Below are 18,700 nucleotides of genomic sequence, written 5' to 3' on the forward strand. Positions count from 1 at the left end.
TCGGAGGTTTTGATTATCTGTTTCGAGAGGCGTGGTTTGGTGGGTATATCCGTTGCTGCGGTAACGGCTACTTAGGGTTCCGCTTTTACAGCGGGTCACTTTTGGAAAAGCCGGGAGCCGGACCAGCCAAAAGTAACCAAAAACGCTATTGCCTGCGTTCGGCCATCGTGGTTAACGGGGCGCCCGAGATCAACGTCCACTCCGAGGCGGCCTAACAGCCGACTTGGTTCTTGGTGGGACCGCGTTTCTCCTGTGGGAGCGGGCTTGCTCGCGAAGAGGCCTGCACATCCAATATCTTCATTGACTGACACTCCGCTTTCGCGAGCAAGCCCGCTCCCACACTGGATTTTCAGCAGACACAAAAATCCATGTGCACCCAGCCCTCCTGTGGGAGCAAAGCTTGCTCGCGAAGAGGCCTGCACATCCAATATCTTCATTGACTGACACTCCGCTATCGCGAGCAAGCCCGCTCCCACACTGGATTTTCAGCAGCCACAAAAATCCATGTGCACCCAGCCCTCCTGTGGGAGCAAAGCTTGCTCGCGAAGAGGCCTGCACATCCAATATCTTCATTGACTGACACTCCGCTATCGCGAGCAAGCCCGCTCCCACACTGGATTTTCAGCAGCCACAAAAATCCATGTGCACCCAGCCCTCCTGTGGAAGCAAAGCTTGCTCGCGATGAGGCCTGCACATCCAACATCTTCATTGACTGAACCACCGCTATCGCGAGCAAGCTTTGCTCCCACAGGTCCTGCTCAAAAAAGACTGATGGGTGTACGACCGGAAGAGCCAGGTCGGCTGTTAGGCCGCCTCGAGGAGGACGTTGATCTCGACGCCCCGTTAACCACGATGGCCGAACGCAGGCATTGTGGAGTGGGCAACCCGGCATGGATGCCGGGTTAGCCGCGCTGGGCCATGGATGGCCCTTCGCGGCGGCCCACGGAGCAATGCCGGAGTGAGGGCATGCCGAGCCCTAGCGAGGCACCGAGTGGTGGGGCAAGCCTTTTTGGTTACTTTTTTGGCGTCTGAAAAAAGTGACCCGCCGTAAGGGCGGAACCGCCAGCAGCCGTTACCGCAGCAACGGATATACACACCAATACAGAACCCACCACCGACCGTTGCACAGATGCACAGATGCACAGATGCACCGACACACGTCGATCCAAACCAGCCTCGCTTGTCCCCATTTCCCGCGACAGACGCCGACACAAAGTCGGTGCTGAAATGCGCGAGCTGCGAAATGCACAGGTACCGCAAACGATGCCGTGGGTCGCAGTGACGTCTCGAGCACATCGGTTTGCGCAACACGCAAACACGTTGTGCCTGGCATTTAACAGGAGCGTTAGTCATGCCGATTAAGAACACTGGCGGATCGGTCAACCCCGCGCCAGCCCCCCTCACGCCCGGTGCATTCCTGCATGAAACATTTGCCGCCCGGGCTCGTGAATTCCCTGAGCGAACCGCGGTGTCCGACGCCTCTCGCTCATTGAGCTACGCACAACTCGACACGGTTTCGTCGCAGCTAGCCGCCCGGCTTCGCCAGGAAGGCGTCCAGGACGGCATGCTGGTAGGGATGTGCCTGCCACGTGGCGTCGACCTGGTCATCAGCCTGCTGGGCATTCTCAAGGCCGGCGGCGCCTACGTCCCGGTCGATCCGCAATACCCGGGCAAACGGGTCGAACACATCGTGCGCGATAGCGGCCTGGGCCTGATGATCGGGGAACTCGCCGACCTGCCGCAAAGCGCGTCCGTGCGTGTCCTGTCCCTGGCCGAGCTGCTGGCCGGTCCGGCCCTGCAAGCGCTGCCCGCCAATGATCGACGCAACCCCGACGAGGCCCCGGCCTATGTCATCTACACCTCCGGTTCCACCGGCGAACCCAAGGGTGTATTGGTGGCGCACGGCAACGTCAGTCGCCTGTTGGAAAGTACCCAACGCTCGTTCGCTTTCACCGAAAACGACGTCTGGTCGATGTTCCACTCCATCGGCTTCGACTTTTCGGTATGGGAGATCTGGGGCGCCCTCGCCCACGGTGGCCAAGTCGCCGTGGTGCCCTACGATGTGTCGCGCTCGCCAAGTGGCACGCGTCAATGGTTGGCCGACCTGGGCGTCACCGTGCTGAGCCAGACGCCATCGGCGTTCCGTGGCCTGGATGAAGCGGACCGCTCTGCCAGTACGCCATTGGCCCTGCGTTATGTGGTGTTCGGCGGCGAAGCGCTGCCCGCCACTGTCCTGCGACCATGGGTCGAACGCCATGGCGACCAGACGCCAGCCTTGATCAACATGTACGGCATCACCGAAGCCACCGTCCACACCACCTTCAAGCGGGTGCTCGGCCAAGACCTGGAAAGCGCCGCCATGGTGTCCATCGGTGCACCATTGGATGGCTGGCGCCTGCACCTGCTCGACGCCGATCAACAACCGGTGCCTCAAGGCAATGCGGGTGAGCTGTACATTGAAGGTGCCGGTGTAGCGCTGGGCTACCTGAATCGTCCCGCCTTGAACGCAGCGCGCTTCGTTCAGTTGCCGGGTACCTCAAGCCCTGCCTATCGCACGGGCGACCTACTGGTGTTGGGCGACGATGGCGAATACCGCTACGCCGGTCGTTGCGATGAACAACTGAAGATCCGCGGGTTCCGCATCGAGCCAGGCGAAGTCGAGGCGTGCCTGCAAGCCTGCGCGGCCGTAACCGCTGCCCACGTGGCCGGTCACGATTATGGCGATGGCGACTGGCGCCTGGTGACCTATGTGGTACCGACCCATGGCGTGACTGCCTGGACCGAACAGGTCCGCAGCGAAGTGGCCGCCCAGGTGGCCGCAAGCTTGCCGGACTACATGCGCCCTTCGGCCTACATCCCATTGGCGGCATTGCCGGTCACCGACCACGGCAAGATCGACAAGAGCCGCCTGCCCTCGCCCGATTCGGTCCCATCCACCGAGCTCCACGTCAACGAACCGGGCCTCACCGAACAGGAGCAGTTCGTGCTCAAGGTCTGGTCGGACGACATCGGTCTGAAAAACATCGGCCTGAACGATGACTTCTTCGATTTCGGCGGCACTTCCCTGGCCCTGATCCGCTCGTTGAGCACGCTCAAGGCCCATTACCGGGTCAACCTCGACCCTGGTGTGCTGGCCGATGGCGCGACCGCCAAAGTACTGGCCGGCTGTATCCAGCGCTCCCTTGTTCAAGCCCATTGATCGAAAAGGAAAAGCTCATGAGCAAAAAATTCGCCTTGACCCCGGAAGAACGTGCGTCCTTTGAAAAGAACGGTTTCATCGGACCGTTCGATGCCTATTCACCAGAAGAAATGAAAGAAACCTGGAAGCGCACCCGCCTGCGTCTGCTCGACCGCAGTGCCGCGGCCTACCAGGACCTGGATGCGATCTCCGGCGGCACCAACATTGCCAATTACGACCGCCACCTGGACGACGAATTCCTCGCCAGCCACATCTGCCGTCCGCAAATCTGCGACCGCGTCGAAAGCATCCTCGGCCCGGACGTACTGTGCTGGCGCACCGAGTTTTTCCCGAAATACCCGGGCGACGAAGGCACCGACTGGCACCAGGCCGACACCTTCGCCAACGCCTCGGGCAAGCCACAGATCCTCTGGCCGGAAAACGAAGACTTCGGCGGCACCATCACCGTCTGGACCGCCTTCACCGACGCCAACATCGCCAATGGTTGCCTGCAATTCATCCCCGGCACCCAGAACAGCATGAACTACGACGAAACCAAGCGCATGGCCTACGACCCGGATGCCAACAACAGCTCGGTGGTCAAGGACGGCGTGCGGCGCGGTTTCTTCGGTTATGACTATCGCCAGTTGCAGATCGACGAAAACTGGAAGCCTGACGAAGCCTCCGCCGTGCCCATGCAGATGAAGGCCGGCCAGTTCATCATTTTCTGGTCGACCCTGATGCACGCCTCCTACCCCCACAGCGGTGAATCCCAGGACATGCGCATGGGCTTCGCCTCGCGTTATGTGCCGTCGTTCGTGAAGATCTACCCCGACTCCGACCACATCGAAGAATACGGTGGCCGTATCAGCCTCGAAAAATACGGCGCGGTGCAGGTCATTGGCGACACGACACCTGAATACAATCGCCTTGTCACCCACACCACCCGAGGCAAGAAATTCGAAGCCGTCTGACCTTTTCACTGCCACATGACAGTTGGCATGCGCAACGTGCCTGACAGGAGTCCCCAATCCATGACTATTTCCACTGACGCAGCGACGCGCCTGTGTGAGACCGTGAGGATGCTTAGGCACCTTGCCATCCATTTGCCCGATCCGATCTGCCTGAGCTTCCTGGCCCAGGGCAGTGACGTGGCGCCCGACCAAGCTTCCTCCAGCGTGAGAGCCACGGAACGGGCGGTTAGCACCGCGTTCGCCAGGATCGGCGTCAAAGCCGTGCAGTACGTGCATGACGGCGAGGCGCAACTGTCGTCTTTCGAAATGTTCATCAGCAAGAAAATCTGCCAGGCCCTCGAGTTTGCCTATGATCACTTCGACGATGTCGACAGTGCCAAGGACTTCGGGCGCCTGGTCAGACACTTCGATTTCAGCGGTGCCGTGCCCGAGGTCGAGACACTGCACCTGATTACTCGCGACAACGTGGCGCTGTCGGTGCATGCCAGCACCGAGCGAAACCGCCCGGCCATCGTCCTGGCCCTGCCCTGCGGCATGCCATTCGATCTGTGCCGCGACTGGTTCAATGCGCTGAGCGAAAGATTCTTCGTGGTCACCTGGGAAACCCGCGGGCTGTTCGGTTCATGCACTTCGTTCGACCAGTTGTCCGTGGACACTGACGCCCAGGTGGGCGATCTGATCAATGTGATGAACCACTATGGCCTGGACAGCGCGCACCTGATGGGCATTTGCGGCGGCGCGGTGATCGCCCTCAGCGCGGCGGCCACCCACACCGATCGGGTCAATTCCCTGAGCCTGTGGCACGGCGATTACAACCTGGGGGACGACAGCCTGCGCACCGCCCACCAGCAGAACTTCGAATGGCTGATGGAATCGGCCGCCGTGGACCGCAACGAAGCCAGTGACTTGCAGGCGTTATTCCTGGACCAGGCCACCCTGGCGACCATTCCGGATTCCATCGCCCATGCGGCGCTTTATCCCTACGTCAACGAAGAGCTGTTCTACCGCTATGCGCGACTCAACGATGCGCTGAACAAGACTGAGTTGAAGTCGCGGCTGGAACAAATCACGGTACCTACGCTGGTTGTCGCCGGCGACTGCGATGAAACCACTCACCTGGGTGGTTCCAAGCACATTGCCGAATCCATCAGTGACGCCCTGCTGCATGTGGAGCGCAATGGCAGTCATCTGGCGTTCTTCGAGTCGACCCAGGTTTCTAAGCAGACGGCTTTTCGTTTTCTGGAGTCGGCGCTTGAATCGACGGTGGGCTCGGCTCATCTGGCGTGAGGCGAGCCCTGTGGGAGCGAGCAAGCTCCCACCGGATAAAAACCTACGCCAGGAGGGAATAGACCAACGCTGTAATCGCCACCAACCCCACCAACACCACAAAGACATTGGAAGCCTGACCGCGATAACGGGCCATGGCCGGGACTTTGCGGATGGCATACATCGGCATCAGGAACAGGATGGCCGCGATGACCGGGCCGCCCAGGGTTTCGATCATGCCCAGGATGCTTGGGTTGAGGGTGGCGACGATCCAGCACACCACCAGCATGAACGCTGCGGTGAGACGGTCCAGTGTCTTGGGCGCCGGGCGGCGGCCGCTCTTGACGATCAGACCCTTGAGGCCTTCGCTGGCTCCGATGTAGTGCCCCAGGAACGATTTGGAGATGGCGACAAACGCAATCAACGGCGCGGCAAAGGCGATGGTCGGATTGCTGAAGTGGTTGGCCAGGTACGACAGGATCGACAGGTTCTGCGCCTTGGCCTCGGCCAGTTGCGCCGGGGTCAGGGTCAGCACGCAGCTGAACACGAAGAACAACACCATCACCACCATCAGCACGTGGGCGCGCGACAGGATCTGCGAACTGCGCTCCTCGGCATTGCTGCCGTAACGACGCTTCTGATCCACGGCAAACGCCGAGATGATTGGCGAATGGTTGAACGAGAACACCATCACTGGGATTGCCAGCCACAAAGTATGCAGCAGCGCCGAAGGCGCAGGCGGCGTCGAAGCCGTGGTCAGGATACCGCCGCTCCAGTGGGGAATCAGGAACACCGCCAGGAACAACAGCGCCACGATGAACGGATAGACCATCAGGCTCATGGCCTTGACGATCGCCTGCTCACCGCAGCGGACCACTGCCAGCAGGCCCAGGATCAGAACCAGGGACAGTACGGCCCGAGGGGGCGGTTGGATGTGCAACTGATGCTCCAGGAAACTGCCCACGGTGTTGGTCAGCGCCACGCTGTAGATCAGCAGGATCGGGAAAATGGCAAAAAAGTACAAAAGCGTGATCAGCGCACCGGCCTTGAGACCGAAATGCTCCTCCACCACCTCAGTGATATCCGCGCCATCGCGACCGGACAAGACAAAGCGGGTCAGGCCTCGGTGGGCATAGAATGTCATGGGGAACGCCAGCAACGCCAAAATCAGCAGCGGCCAAAAACCGCCCAGGCCCGCGTTGATCGGTAGGAACAAAGTGCCTGCACCGATGGCGGTGCCAAACAGACCCAGCATCCACGTGGTGTCCTGACGACTCCATTGGCTGAGGGTGGCTGGGACTGTCGTTTCAAAGCGCTCTTCGACGCTATTGGCCTGATCATTCATCCGGTCGGATCTCCGCTTTCCGGTCACATGCACCCGGCCAGGACGAGTCGGAAAACCCCGACAGGCAGCGCCCTGGCCGAAACAGGGGCGCGATTGTCCGGGATTAATGAACAGAAGCAAAGACTTAGCTGAGGAGCGGTTATGCGGATCAGATGGCTGTCATAAAAATGGTCCCCGTATTTCCCTGTTTTTTCCTTGTGGGCGTGAGCTTGCTCGCGATAGCGGAGGATCAGTCGACATTCATGCTGGATGTGCCATCGCCATCGCGAGCAGGCTCGCTCCCACAGTTGAATTGAAGTACAGCCGCCAGACAGGTCGGCTGTCAGGCCGCCTCGCGAGCAAGCTTTGCTCCCACAGATCTGATGGGTGTACGGCCGGGAGAATCAGGTCGGCTATCAGGCCGCCTCGCTTTGGCTTTTGATCTTGATCTTGATCTGAGGCGCCCCGTTAACCACGATGGCCGAACGCAGGCATTGTGGAGTGGGCATCCCGGCATGGATGCCGGGATAGCCGCGCTGGACCATGGATGGTCCTTCGCGGCGGGCCCACGGAGCAATGCCGGAGTGAGGGCATGCCGAGCCTAGGCGAGGCACCGAGTGGTGGGGCAAGCCTTTTTTGCTTACTTTTTTTGGCGTCTGAAAAAAAGTGAGCCGCCGTCAGGGCGGAACCCTAAGTAGCCGTTACCGCAGCAATGGATATGTACCCGATCAACAAAACCCATGTCGACTGATACCCCGCTATCGCGAGCAACCCCGCTCCCACAGTTGGATTGGGGCACGGCCGGAGAGACAGGCCGGCTGTCAGGCCGCATCGCGAGCAAGCTTTGCTCCCACAGATCCCACAGATCCCACAGATCCCACAGATCCCACAGTTGGATTGAAGTACAGCCGCCAAAGACAGGTCGGCTGTGAGGCCGCCTTCGCGAGCAAACCCACACACATAGGCACTGCTACAACCGAAATGCACATAAAAAGCCAAGCCCCCCTGCCCCCGGCTCCTACAATCAGGTTGAATACATGAAATCGCCCTCCGCGCCCACAGGAGCCCAGCATGACCGCAACCGTTCTGGTACTGGTTGAAACCGTCAATGAATACCTGCCCATTCTCGAAAAGCAGGGTTACCACTTGGAATTGGCGCCCACGCCGGCCGAACGCAAGACAGCGATTTTCGAACACGGTGAACGCTTCAGCGCAGTGCTGACCCGCGGCCCACTGGGTCTGTCGGCGCAAGAAATCGCCGCCCTGCCCAACCTGCGGATCATCTGCGTGATCGGTGCCGGTTACGAGCAGGTGGACCTGCAGGCCGCGCGCCAACGGGGCATCGTGGTGACCAACGGCGCCGGGGTGAACGCGTCGTCGGTCGCCGACCATGCCATGGCGCTGTTGCTGGCGTTGGTGCGCGATATACCTCATTGCGATGCCGCCCTGCGACGGGGCGAATGGCCAAGGGCTGCGCGCCCTTCCCTGGCGGGTAAGCGGCTGGGCGTGTTGGGCCTTGGAGCGGTGGGCATGGCGATCGCCAAACGGGCCGCCTTGGGCTTTGACATGAGTATCAGCTATCACAATCGGCGGGTTCGCAATGACGTGCCCTACACCTTCTGCGCCACTCCCATGGAACTGGCGCGGGTTTCGGACTTCCTGATCGTCGCCACGCCAGGCGGCCTGGATACCCGGCAGTTGATCAACAAGCAGACCCTCGATGCGCTCGGCCCGAAAGGGTTTCTGGTGAACGTCGCCAGGGCCAGCGTGGTTGCTACCGCCGATCTGGTCAGCGCCCTGGAGCACCGGCGAATTGCCGGAGCGGCCCTGGATGTGTTCGATCACGAGCCCGAGGTCCCGCAGGCGCTGAAAAACCTGCCCAACGTCGTCCTTACACCCCACGTGGCCGGCCTGTCGCCGGAAGCGACCCGCGCAATGGTAGAGCTGGTGGGCCAGAACCTGACCGCGTTTTTCTCCGGAAAACCGGTGCTGACGCCCGTGCCGTGGCCCGACGAGGAGCGTTAGAGAACGCCCAATAACGTCCACAACCGCCGGGATTCGGCATCGGCGCTGATCAGTTCGCCCAACAGCTCGCTCAGCGGCTTGTTGCCCCACTCCACGCCGCGCCGGATCAGGTAGGGCACGGGGCTGTGGGGCTCGGTACGGGCCAGGTAACCGGCGATCACCAGCAACTGCCGGTAGGCCTCTTCACGATTGGCCGGCTCCTGGAAGACCTGGACCGTTGCCGGCTGTGGCTGGGAGGTCGGTGTCGAAACCGCTGGGGCCGTTTGCGCGGGCACAACGGTGGGTTGCTGTGGGTGCATCGCGATGAACTCCTCTACCAATGTCAGCAACGCCTGCATCACGTCCTGCAAGGATTTGTAGCCCGGCGCCAGGCTGCCCAGGTAAGCGTCGCTCCAGGCTTCGAGCCGTTGCAGGTGCTGCAGGCTCAACATCAGGCTGCCCTGGCGATGCAACCAGAACGACAAGGGTGTGCCGCGAATCAGTTCGCTGAGCTTTTTGTGATCGTTGCGCGCCGCTTCCGCCGAGGCCTTGGCATTCTTGCTGTCGTTGGCCAACACCTGCTGGCGCTGCAAACGTTGCCAGTCGTCCAGGCAGAAACTGGCGAACGCCGGGTCTCGGCCATCAAGCAATGGCACCCGCGTCAGCAGCACTTCGCTGTAGCGACGGGCCAGCCACTCCAACGGAATCACCCGCCACGACTGGTCGCCTTCATCGGCCTGGGGGTGCAACTGCTCCGGATAGCGTTCGCACAGCCCGGCCACCAGCGCCAGGCTGCCCGGCAATCCCTCCAGCCCGGCCATATGCAGCCAGGCCTCCCCCAGCCAGGCGCTGATCATCAGGTCCTTGCTGCGCTCCAGCAGCAGCGTAGTCGCGAGCCGTTCCAAGTCCGGCCACAGGGCGCGCTTGATGGAAGACTGCCACACACCGGTGGGCAGGCTGGTGTCGTCCTCCCGACGCAATTCGCGCAACTGATCGTATTCCGGTTCGTAGCGCAGGTCCTGGCCACACGGCGATTCGGCGCTGATCGGCTCAAGCAACTGAGTGACCAGCTCCGGCAAAGGCGATATCGGCAAGCTCACAGGCCCTCCTCACGAGTGGCGATGGCGGGGCTCGATGAGGTCGCCATGAAGGGTGAACGGGGGGCCCGCGTCGGCAGCGGCGGGATCGACAACGGCAACTTGGAGCCCTGACTCATCAACGACAGGCGCACAAACATCAGTGTCTGCTCCGCCGTGCGAGCCTCGGTCTGGGCGGTGACTGGCAATTGCAGGGCCAACGGAAAATCGGTGTAGTCGACATTCGGCTGGCGCTGGGTCGACGCCTGCGAGCGCATCAGGCGCAGTAACGACCAGGGCCCTTGGTACTCCCAGCCCGCTTCCAGGTCGCGCACCACCAGGTTCGGTTGCAAGGGATCGTTGGCCGGACGCTGGTAACCGTTACGGGCCCAGCGCAAGGTCAGGCTCACGGGCTGACCCACCATCCACCGCAGGTTCTGCTGGCCACCGCCGGGGTAGCGGATCTGCTGGTTGCCGGCGTTCAGGCCCCAGGCGATTACCTGGTCGGCGCCGCGTTCCTCATCACGATCGGTCCGCCAGCGCACGTCCATCTCCACCCCGAGAATGCCGCTCTTGTCCCGTACGAACAGCGGCCCGAGCCAGGTGCCGGCCTGTTTCAACCGGTTGAGAAAATCTTCGGCTGCCAGCCGCTCCGGCGTCTGGCTCAACGCGAGCCCGGCCTGGGCCAAAGGCAGGCGTGTGTCGATCAACTCCAGCAAGTGTTGGACCCGCGCCGGGTCGGCATCGCTGGCCCGCACATCCTGGGCAAACGGAAAACGCCCGGCCAAGTATTGATTGAAATAGTTGGCCAGATCATTCCAGGCAGTCGCCGCCTGGTTCTGCTGCAAGTACAGGCAGCGCTGCAGGGCGCCCTGCTGCAAGGCGATCGTGCGCTGGGCCAGGTCACCGCGCCCGCTGGGCAGGCTGGAGGTCTGCAGGATCTGCGCGCAGGTCGCGGTGTCCATGGCGATGAAGTCGCGGCTCACCAATTGCTCCAACTGGGCCGCCGAGCTGGCCGGGTTCTGGTTCTTGTACTTGAGCAATTCATCGTTGAGGGCCATGAAGCGCGCCACCTGGTCATGCTCCAGAGCTGACAGGTTGTCCTGCTGGACGATCAGCCATTCCAGGGCAGGCATTCGCTGCTCGGCGGCCTGCAGCATCACGCCGAATTGCTGGCTCAGGCTCAACTTCAAGTCTTGTGGATCGCTGGCACCGTACAGCTGCAAGCCGAAGTTCTTCGAACCGCCCCAGCGCTGGATATCGGCCCGCTGGCTGAACAGCGGCTGGGCATCGATTTCGTCCAGGCCACTCTTGATCTGCGCCAATGCTCGGCGATTGAGCAGACGCTGGAAACGGATCGCCAGGTCTGCGCGATGCACATCCATGAAGGCTTTTTGCAGTGCCACGGCCTGGGCCGTCTGCACATTGAAACCCATGCCGGGCAATGACGCGTCGCTTTCGTCCAGGCTCAACCACATGGCCCGCGCCGCGGCCCCTTCGGCGGTCTGCATCAGCGCATCACGGTAATCCGGCGGAATGCGCGGCAGCTCCTCACTGGCATAGCTTTTGTAGCTGGCGAAGTAGTTCAGGGCGACGCTGAAATCATCGCTGCCATCGCCCTGGCCCATCGCATCGGGGTTGCTGTCCGGCGGATCCTTCTGCATCGCCAACGCCACGAAATCGCGCTTGAACAGCGCCTGTACCGCACCGTCCAGCGCCGTGACATGGTCTTGCAAGACCAGCAGGCCGCTGCCCTGTTGCACCAACAGGTTGTCCCGGGAACCGGTCTGGACAATCCACTGGTCGCGAAAACTCTGCTGCAACTTCGCCGCCTGGCTCTCCAGGTCCTGTTCGATATCCGGACCCAGCAAGGCGCTGTGGCTGACCTTGTCGAGCATCTGGCTGTAGCCGGGCACCAGGTCCTGGCCCTTGCCTCGGCCCCAGGCGGAATTGGTCAGGCTGACCAACGTCTGCAAATCGTCGATCAGCGCCATCAGGTCTTCGAGTTCGCTCAAGGAATTGCCGCTGCCGGCCTCCAGCCGTTGCAGGTGCAGCTTGAGGTAACCGGCCTGGCGCACGAAATTGTCCGCCAGGAAGTAATGGTCTAGCCAGCGCTGCATCAGGCCGGTGAAATTATCGGAGATCACCGGGCGCGCGGCGTTCAGATCCAGCCCTTTCAAGTCGCTGTTCTGGGCGTCGAACAGCACCCGGTTATAGAAATGTGCGCGGCTCAAGGTGCCGGTGTTGAGGCCCAGGGACAAGGCGGTGTTGCTCAGTTGCACCAGTTCGTCCAGTGGTGCCTTGGGATCGTTTATCACTTGGCTGAACATTTGGTTGTGCTGTTCCAGGCGTACCGCCAGGTCCACCAGCGCCTTGGCTTTCACGTAGCTCTGCCATTGCGCCGGATCTTCGCTCTCGACGTTGCCCCGCCGCTCGGTGTTACGGATGGACTTGAGTTGTTCCAGGTCTGAATTGAGCAGGTCCCGCAGCGGCAATATCCAATGATGCCGAGCGGTCAGGCGCAAGCCATTTTCCAGTTGCGTGTCCACGGAAGAGAACCACGAAGTGGGAAAGACCACCGACACGAAGCGCCAGCGCGGGGCTTTTTCCAACACGTTCCAATAGTTCTGCACGTTGTGCCGGGTCGGCTCCAGTTGCGGCTCGTCAGGGTCAACCACGAGGTGGTTCTTATGGGCGCTGAGGATCAACCGCGACAGTCCCTCGGCTTCTTCCACTGAATCGTGCCAGACCCAGACCATGCTCCCCAGCCAGACCAGCCCTACCACCATTGCCACCACCGCGGCCAAGCGATGCCCGCGTTGGCGCAAGCGCAACAGCCGTGGCACCGGCTGGGCCAGGCCCCGTTCGGCCACCAATCGCCGCGACCACAACTGCCGGGCGAACACGGTTTGCCGCTGGGCGTTGTCAGAGGCGGTGAACCCGTCGCCGCTGAGGGAAGGTGCCTGGCTGGCGGTGAAATACACCCCACGAAAACGCGGCGCTTCGCCTTGGGCATTGCCCTGGAACACCGGCTCCAGCAGGATCTGCAACGCCCTTCGCAAGCCTTCGAAACGCTCCGGCAAGCCATAAAGATCAGTACTCAACTGGCCCGACAGCGCACCGATCTCGATGATCGACTGCGACAGCGCGGCGTTGACCTGGTCCAGGGCCTGGTCACTCCACTGCGACCGCCACGCCGCGTCCGGCAGATACGGCGACGACCAGCCCAGCATTGATTCGCGCGCCTCGGCGGGCAGCGCGCTGACCAGTTCCTGGAACCCAGGCAGTTCTTCCATCCCGGTGATCACCACATACACCGGCAGGCTGAGGCCGAAGCGTTGTAACAGGTCGATGAAGCAGCGCCGGACCTTGAGGCTTAGCTCGGTGGTGTGTTCGATGTCGTCGAGGGTGCTGAACGGCACGGTCCAGATCAGCGCATCCAATGGCCGCTTGCTGCGCAAGCGCAACATCAGCCCGAGCAGGCGCCACCCATTGCCCCGTTGGCGGTTCATGCCTTCATCGGGCAGGAACAGCGCCTGGGGCACCACCAGCACCGAGCCCTCGGCATCGGAAAACCAGCGCCCGAACCAGGCGGCCTTGTCGGTCGGTTGCAAGCGCCACTGGGCGCACAACTGGGCGCCGTCGGTTTCGTTGCCGAGCATCATTAGCCAAGGCACCTGATAGCGGTCGCGGGTGCCCTGCTCCTGTTCCATGCGGCGCACCGCCCCATAGAAACTGCGAATCGCCGCGCCGCCCTGGGTCCGCAGCCACCAGACCAGGGCCGCAATCAACAGCAGCACGACAATGGCGAGCAGCACCAGGGCAACGAGACTGAACATGTTCATGAATCCTGCTCCTGGACCACCGACTCGCCCAGTTGCAGCACCGGTTCGAGCTCCAGGCGAATGTCACGCCAGAACACCTGCCCCAAGCCGGTGAGCAACAACACCATCGCCAGGATCGCCAACCCCAGCCGCAAGCCGTCCGGCAACGACTGCTGCACCGGCATCCGCGCTGGCGGCGTCGCCGAAGACAGCGCCAGGCGCTGGCTGACATCGACATAATCGGGCTCGTGTTGCCAGGCGAAGGTGAACAGCGCCGCGCGCCATTTGGCCTGCTGGAGCTCGCCGGGCTCGCCACGCAATCGCCCCTGGAACCCGAGGATCAGGCATTGCAGGTAGACATTCGCCAGGTCCCGGGTGCCGGGCATCTGCTCATCCAGCAATTTCTTGATCGCCGCCGGTAAGCGCTCGCCGGCCTGGCGACTGGCGTACATACGTGATTCGAGGGGGTGCTGCTGCCAGGCCAGTTGTCCGGGCCAGGGGCTGAACAGCAGGGTTTCGTCCACCAACGCCACGAAGGCATAGACCAACGCCTTGACCTGCTCGGTGGCCGCGTCGCCGACGGTGGCGAAGGCCACCCGCCACAGGCGCTGGGCGCTGCGCCCGGAAAACTCCACCACCCGATTGACCAATACCGCAGGGTCGCTGTCCTTGGGCAAGTCTTGCCATTCCTGGGACCACTTCAGCCAGGCCTGGCGAAAAGCGCTGCTCAGCGGCGCCTCATGCAGACTCCGAACCGCCCCGCCACTTCCGTCCGGCATACGACTCCCCTTTTGCGATCAAGCACTTTCCCCGGCTTGCGCCACGAACAACACCACCTGCCACGGGCTGCTGGCCTGGGCCGATGCCGGCGCCACGATGTGCAGCGGTAATTGCCCGTCGAACCATTGTCCGCTGGCGGCCACCACGAACAGACGGGTGTCGTCGCCGACGCTGTAGGCCACCTGTTCGTTGCGGCTCATGGCCTGGTGGGGCAAACCGCTCATGCGTTGCCGGCTCAGCAGCGGGACGTGCCGTGCCGACGCGATGATCGCCCCGCGCAGCCAGTCGGCCGCCGCTTGCTCGCTGGCGCCGTTGGGCATGCGCAGGCCGATCACCAGGCGTTGATCCGGTTGGTCGTCCGGCAACTGGATCGAGAAGACCTGCTCGTTGCGCTCGAAGGCCAGGCTGCGATAGCCGGCGCGGACCAGTTCCAGGGTGGTTTCCAGCCAGTCGAGCAGCGGTTCGTAGCCACGCTGCAACTCGAGAAAATCCAGCGGCGCGAAGGCCGGGACGCCTGCCAGCGGATCGAGGGCCGACCAGCTCCCGGCCAGCCCCAGCAACAAACCATAAAGGGCCTGGGGCGTCGCCACCCGGGTGTTCAACGCTCCTTCGACTTCTGGCAAGCGCGCCCACAAGGCGGTCAGTTGCCGGCGGATTTCCATGGCATCGTCCTGGTTGCCAGCCGCCTGGGCCTGGCGCAAGCGTCCGGCGAGGAACATGCATTTTTCCCGGGCCCGGGCACACACCCCGGCGACCCGCCGACCGAGGGCCGACTCCGGCAACAGGACCGGCGTCGGTGGCGTATAGGGCACGCGCCAGAAGCCGCCGCCCTCCTTGCGGATGCGCAGCAGCGGCAGGCAGATCGAATCGGCCTTGCTCAGTTGCGTGCACAGCCTCGGGTTGGGTCGCCAGACGGTGATCGACTCGGGAAACTCACCGCTGGTGAGGTCTGGCAGCGCCTCGCCGACCACCGATTGCAAGCGCCCCTTGAGCGGCAGCAGTTGCCCGGCGCGCCACAACGGGCTGACAGCGAGGTAGACGGTCACGGTGGCGTCGGCGGTTTTATCGATGGCCTCGCTGATGTCCAGCTCGAGGGTCGGCCCGACGCCCGCCTGCAGGTTGACCGGCAAACCGTCCGGCAACGTGCCTTGCAGTTGCAGCAGTCGAACCTGGCCGGCGCTGAGGGCCGACGGATCGACTTCCAACTGGCTGACGCCCCAGAACCAGGGGTTGCAGGCCCCGGCGAAATGCGCAGCCAAGGCCTCGGCGCGCAACCCCTGCAATTGAAAATGCTGGGGCAGCAATTGCATGCCCTCATGCCAGCACACCGCGTCAGGTAACAGACTCATACGACTCCCTTCGACATTCCAATGTCGCCGCGCAGGGCGGCCCGCGGTTCACTCAAGGTTGGCTGTCATCGCGCTGGCCATCGTTGACCAGGGTCATCTCGCGACTGTCGAACTTCAGCCAGGCCTTGCGCTGATCGTCCAGCCGAAGCCGGTGGGCTCCGGGAGTGTTATAGCTGGCGAAGACCAAAAGTCCAGCGGCGCGCCGGCCCTCCAATGGGAAGGGCTGACGGTCGATGAATTGCCCCGGAACCAGCTCCAGCCCCCACACCGACATGAGTTGACGATAGTCGCGCTGGAACTGTTCGCGCTCGGCGAACCATTGGCTGGCGGTGATGCCCGACAACTGCTTGAGCAGGTCCGGGTCGTTCACCGCAATGAAATCCACCGCGATCGGCGTGTCGTCGTTGGCACCGGAAGCGACGTCCAGGGTCAGGCTGTCGAGGTCGACGCTGGGGGCGAAGAGCGAGCAACCGGTAAGTGCCAGGCTCAAAAAAAATCCATAAAAAAAACCACGCAAAATGAATCTTCCTTTTCTCAGCGGTCAAAAATTGTTTTTGCTTGCTTTTTTATAGACCTGTTCTAGCGTCTTGGATAGTTCGACCCACACGGTTGAATGGACCAGGTTCGTCAAGGGAATGACAGGTTTTCTGCCGCCCATTTGCAACCTGCGGATCAGCAAGGGAATGCGATGAGCGGGACTCCCGATGCATTGCTCCCACACATGCATCGGAGTCGGCCGCCATGGCAGAAAGTACCCAGCACAAGCTCGACAGAGTCCGTCCTCCCCGCGTCCAGATCACCTACGACGTGGAAATCGGCAACGCCATCGAGAAAAAAGAATTGCCACTGGTCGTCGGCATTCTGGCCGACCTCTCGGGTAAGCCGTTGGACCCGCTGCCCAAGCTCAATGAGCGGCGCTTCACGGAAATCGATCGGGACAATTTCAACGAAGTGCTCGCCTCCATCTCCCCCCGCGCCACGCTCCAGGTGAACAACACCCTCAGCGGCGACGACAGCAAGCTCAACATCGAGCTCAACTTCCGCCACATCGACGACTTCGACCCGGTCAAGGTCGTGGAGCAAGTCACGCCGTTGCGTCGGTTGTTCGAAGCGCGCCAGCGCCTGCGGGACCTACTGACCAAGCTCGATGGCAACGACGACCTGGACAAATTGCTGCGTGACGTGATCGCCAACACCGAAGGCCTGCAGGAGATCAAATCGGCCCGGCCCCAGGACACGACGCCAGAGCTGCCGACCGTCGCCGCCAACGATGACCCTGCTCCGGCCGAGCCACAGGCCTGATCGCGCGCCTCATTCAAGGGAGATAAAGCCATGCCTGCTTCATCCAGCGCTCAAACCAGCGAGAGCACGACCCAGACCCTGTCCTTGCTGGACAAGATCATCGCCGAAGGCCGCATGGCCCACGACGACAGCCAGCAAGACTACGCCCGCGACATGCTGGCCGAATTCGCCACCCAGGTCCTCGACGAAGGCATGGCCATCGACAAGGACACGGTGGCGATGATCAACGACCGCATCAGCCAGATCGATCAGTTGATCAGCGCCCAGCTCAACGAAGTGTTGCACCATCCCGAGCTGCAAAAACTCGAAGCCTCTTGGCGCGGCCTGCACCTGCTGGTGCAAAACACCGAAACCAGCACGCGGCTGAAATTGCGCCTGCTCAACGTCACCCAGAAAGAACTGCAGAACGACCTGGAGAAAGCCGTCGAATTCGACCAGAGCGCGCTGTTCAAGAAAATCTACGAAGAAGAATACGGCACCTTCGGCGGCCACCCGTTCAGCCTGCTGGTGGGTGACTACACCTTTGGCCGGCACCCGCAGGACATCGGCCTGCTGGAAAAACTCTCGAACGTCGCCGCCGCCGCGCACGCCCCGTTCATTGCCGCCGCCAGTCCGCGGTTGTTCGACATGACCAGCTTCACCGAACTGGCGATCCCACGGGACCTGTCAAAGATTTTCGAGAGCCAGGAGCTGATCAAGTGGCGCGCCTTCCGCGAAAGCGAAGACTCGCGCTACGTGTCACTGGTGCTGCCGCACTTCCTGCTGCGCCTGCCCTACGGCCCGGACACGTTGCCGGTGGAAGGCATCAACTACGTCGAAGACGTCAACGGCACCGACCACAGCAAATACCTGTGGGGCAACGCCGCCTGGACGCTGGCGCAACGTATCACCGAAGCCTTCGCCAAATATGGCTGGTGCGCGGCGATTCGCGGGGCCGAAGGCGGAGGCGCAGTCGAAGGCTTGCCGGCCCATACCTTCCGCACCAGTTCCGGCGACCTGTCGCTCAAATGTCCGACCGAAGTGGCGATCACCGACCGCCGTGAAAAAGAACTCAACGACCTGGGCTTCATCTCCCTGTGCCACAAGAAAAACAGCGACGTGGCGGTGTTCTTTGGCGGCCAGACCACCAACAAGGCCAAGGTCTACAACACCAACGAGGCCAACGCCAACGCGCGGATCTCGGCGATGTTGCCGTATGTGCTCGCGGCTTCGCGTTTCGCCCATTACCTGAAGGTGATCATGCGCGACAAGGTCGGCAGCTTCATGACCCGCGATAACGTGCAGACCTACCTCAACAACTGGATCGCCGACTATGTGCTGATCAACGACAACGCGCCGCAAGAGATCAAGGCGCAGTATCCGTTGCGCGAAGCCCGGGTGGACGTGACTGAGGTGGCCGGCAAGCCTGGCGCCTACAAGGCCACGGTGTTCCTGCGGCCGCACTTCCAGTTGGAGGAACTGACGGCCTCGATCCGCCTGGTGGCGACGTTGCCGCCACCGGTAGCTGCCTGACGGCTGAAACCTGTGGCGAGGAGCGTGTTGTGGCGAGGGAGCTTGCTCCCGCTGGGGCGCGAAGCGGCCCTGTTCTTTGGGACTGCTGCGCAGTCCAGCGGGAGCAAGCTC

At 62.1% G+C, this 18,700-nt stretch carries 13 protein-coding genes; 6 read left to right on the top strand and 7 right to left on the bottom strand.

The annotated features are described in order from the left end of the window. The first annotated feature begins 1,351 nt into the window (after positions 1 to 1,351). The 3 genes from J3361_RS27260 to syrC are packed head-to-tail and all read left to right on the top strand — an operon-like array spanning position 1,352 to position 5,439. On the top strand, positions 1,352 to 3,199 hold the full coding sequence (locus J3361_RS27260; protein WP_207967153.1) for an amino acid adenylation domain-containing protein: 1,848 nt from the start codon (positions 1,352 to 1,354) through the stop codon (positions 3,197 to 3,199). Positions 3,200 to 3,216: 17 nt separating this feature from the next. Then, on the top strand, positions 3,217 to 4,152 hold the full coding sequence (syrB2, locus tag J3361_RS27265) for a syringomycin E biosynthesis L-threonyl-[L-threonyl-carrier protein] 4-chlorinase SyrB2 (RefSeq protein ID WP_207967154.1): 936 nt from the start codon (positions 3,217 to 3,219) through the stop codon (positions 4,150 to 4,152). 60 nt (positions 4,153 to 4,212) lie between these two features. Continuing rightward, positions 4,213 to 5,439, top strand: a complete 1,227-nt coding sequence (syrC, locus tag J3361_RS27270; RefSeq protein ID WP_207967155.1) for a syringomycin E biosynthesis aminoacyltransferase SyrC — start codon at positions 4,213 to 4,215, stop codon at positions 5,437 to 5,439. Between the two features lie 43 nt (positions 5,440 to 5,482). Here syrC and J3361_RS27275 read toward each other — a convergent pair whose 3' ends face one another. Both J3361_RS27275 and J3361_RS29750 read right to left on the bottom strand, forming a co-directional pair. After that, positions 5,483 to 6,763 carry a serine/threonine transporter gene (locus tag J3361_RS27275; protein WP_207967156.1) on the bottom strand — a complete coding sequence of 427 codons (1,281 nt, stop codon included), beginning with the start codon at positions 6,761 to 6,763 and terminating at the stop codon, positions 5,483 to 5,485. 395 nt (positions 6,764 to 7,158) lie between these two features. Further along, positions 7,159 to 7,287: a hypothetical protein gene (locus J3361_RS29750; RefSeq protein WP_279382100.1), complete on the bottom strand. Its 129-nt coding sequence runs from the start codon at positions 7,285 to 7,287 to the stop codon at positions 7,159 to 7,161. Positions 7,288 to 7,813: 526 nt separating this feature from the next. Here J3361_RS29750 and J3361_RS27280 point away from each other — a divergent pair. Then, entirely contained in the window at positions 7,814 to 8,767 is a 954-nt protein-coding gene (locus J3361_RS27280; protein WP_207967157.1) for a 2-hydroxyacid dehydrogenase, read from the top strand. Here J3361_RS27280 and tssA read toward each other — a convergent pair. The 5 genes from tssA to J3361_RS27305 are packed head-to-tail and all read right to left on the bottom strand — an operon-like array spanning position 8,764 to position 16,292. After that, complete coding sequence (gene tssA / locus J3361_RS27285; RefSeq protein WP_207967158.1) at positions 8,764 to 9,846, bottom strand: type VI secretion system protein TssA; 1,083 nt, start codon at positions 9,844 to 9,846, stop codon at positions 8,764 to 8,766. The genes J3361_RS27280 and tssA overlap by 4 nt on opposite strands. Continuing rightward, the gene (locus J3361_RS27290; protein ID WP_207967159.1) at positions 9,843 to 13,667 is read right to left on the bottom strand and encodes a type VI secretion protein IcmF/TssM N-terminal domain-containing protein; all 3,825 of its coding nucleotides are present in this window, start codon (positions 13,665 to 13,667) and stop codon (positions 9,843 to 9,845) included. The genes tssA and J3361_RS27290 overlap by 4 nt, the downstream gene beginning before the upstream one ends. Further along, positions 13,664 to 14,425 carry a DotU/TssL family secretion system protein gene (locus tag J3361_RS27295; protein WP_207967160.1) on the bottom strand — a complete coding sequence of 254 codons (762 nt, stop codon included), beginning with the start codon at positions 14,423 to 14,425 and terminating at the stop codon, positions 13,664 to 13,666. Before J3361_RS27295 ends, J3361_RS27290 begins: the two co-directional genes overlap by 4 nt. 18 nt (positions 14,426 to 14,443) lie before the next feature. Beyond that, positions 14,444 to 15,775 (bottom strand): type VI secretion system baseplate subunit TssK, encoded by a 1,332-nt coding sequence (gene tssK, locus J3361_RS27300; RefSeq protein WP_207967161.1) that lies wholly within the window; start codon positions 15,773 to 15,775, stop codon positions 14,444 to 14,446. Between the two features lie 52 nt (positions 15,776 to 15,827). Continuing rightward, a complete protein-coding gene (locus J3361_RS27305) occupies positions 15,828 to 16,292 on the bottom strand; it encodes a type VI secretion protein (protein ID WP_207967162.1) in 465 nt (154 codons plus the stop codon). A 224-nt stretch (positions 16,293 to 16,516) separates the two neighbouring features. Between J3361_RS27305 and tssB the strand changes: the two genes are divergently transcribed. Together tssB and tssC are read left to right on the top strand one after the other, a co-directional pair. Then, positions 16,517 to 17,077: a type VI secretion system contractile sheath small subunit gene (tssB, locus tag J3361_RS27310; RefSeq protein WP_207967163.1), complete on the top strand. Its 561-nt coding sequence runs from the start codon at positions 16,517 to 16,519 to the stop codon at positions 17,075 to 17,077. 30 nt (positions 17,078 to 17,107) lie between these two features. Continuing rightward, positions 17,108 to 18,589, top strand: coding sequence for a type VI secretion system contractile sheath large subunit (gene tssC, locus J3361_RS27315; RefSeq protein ID WP_186704840.1), 1,482 nt, complete (start codon positions 17,108 to 17,110; stop codon positions 18,587 to 18,589). The last annotated feature ends 111 nt before the right edge of the window (positions 18,590 to 18,700 follow it).

The sequence above is a fragment of the Pseudomonas sp. OA65 genome (genome assembly GCF_017498305.1).
In the GTDB taxonomy this organism is placed as follows: domain Bacteria; phylum Pseudomonadota; class Gammaproteobacteria; order Pseudomonadales; family Pseudomonadaceae; genus Aquipseudomonas; species Aquipseudomonas zanjanensis.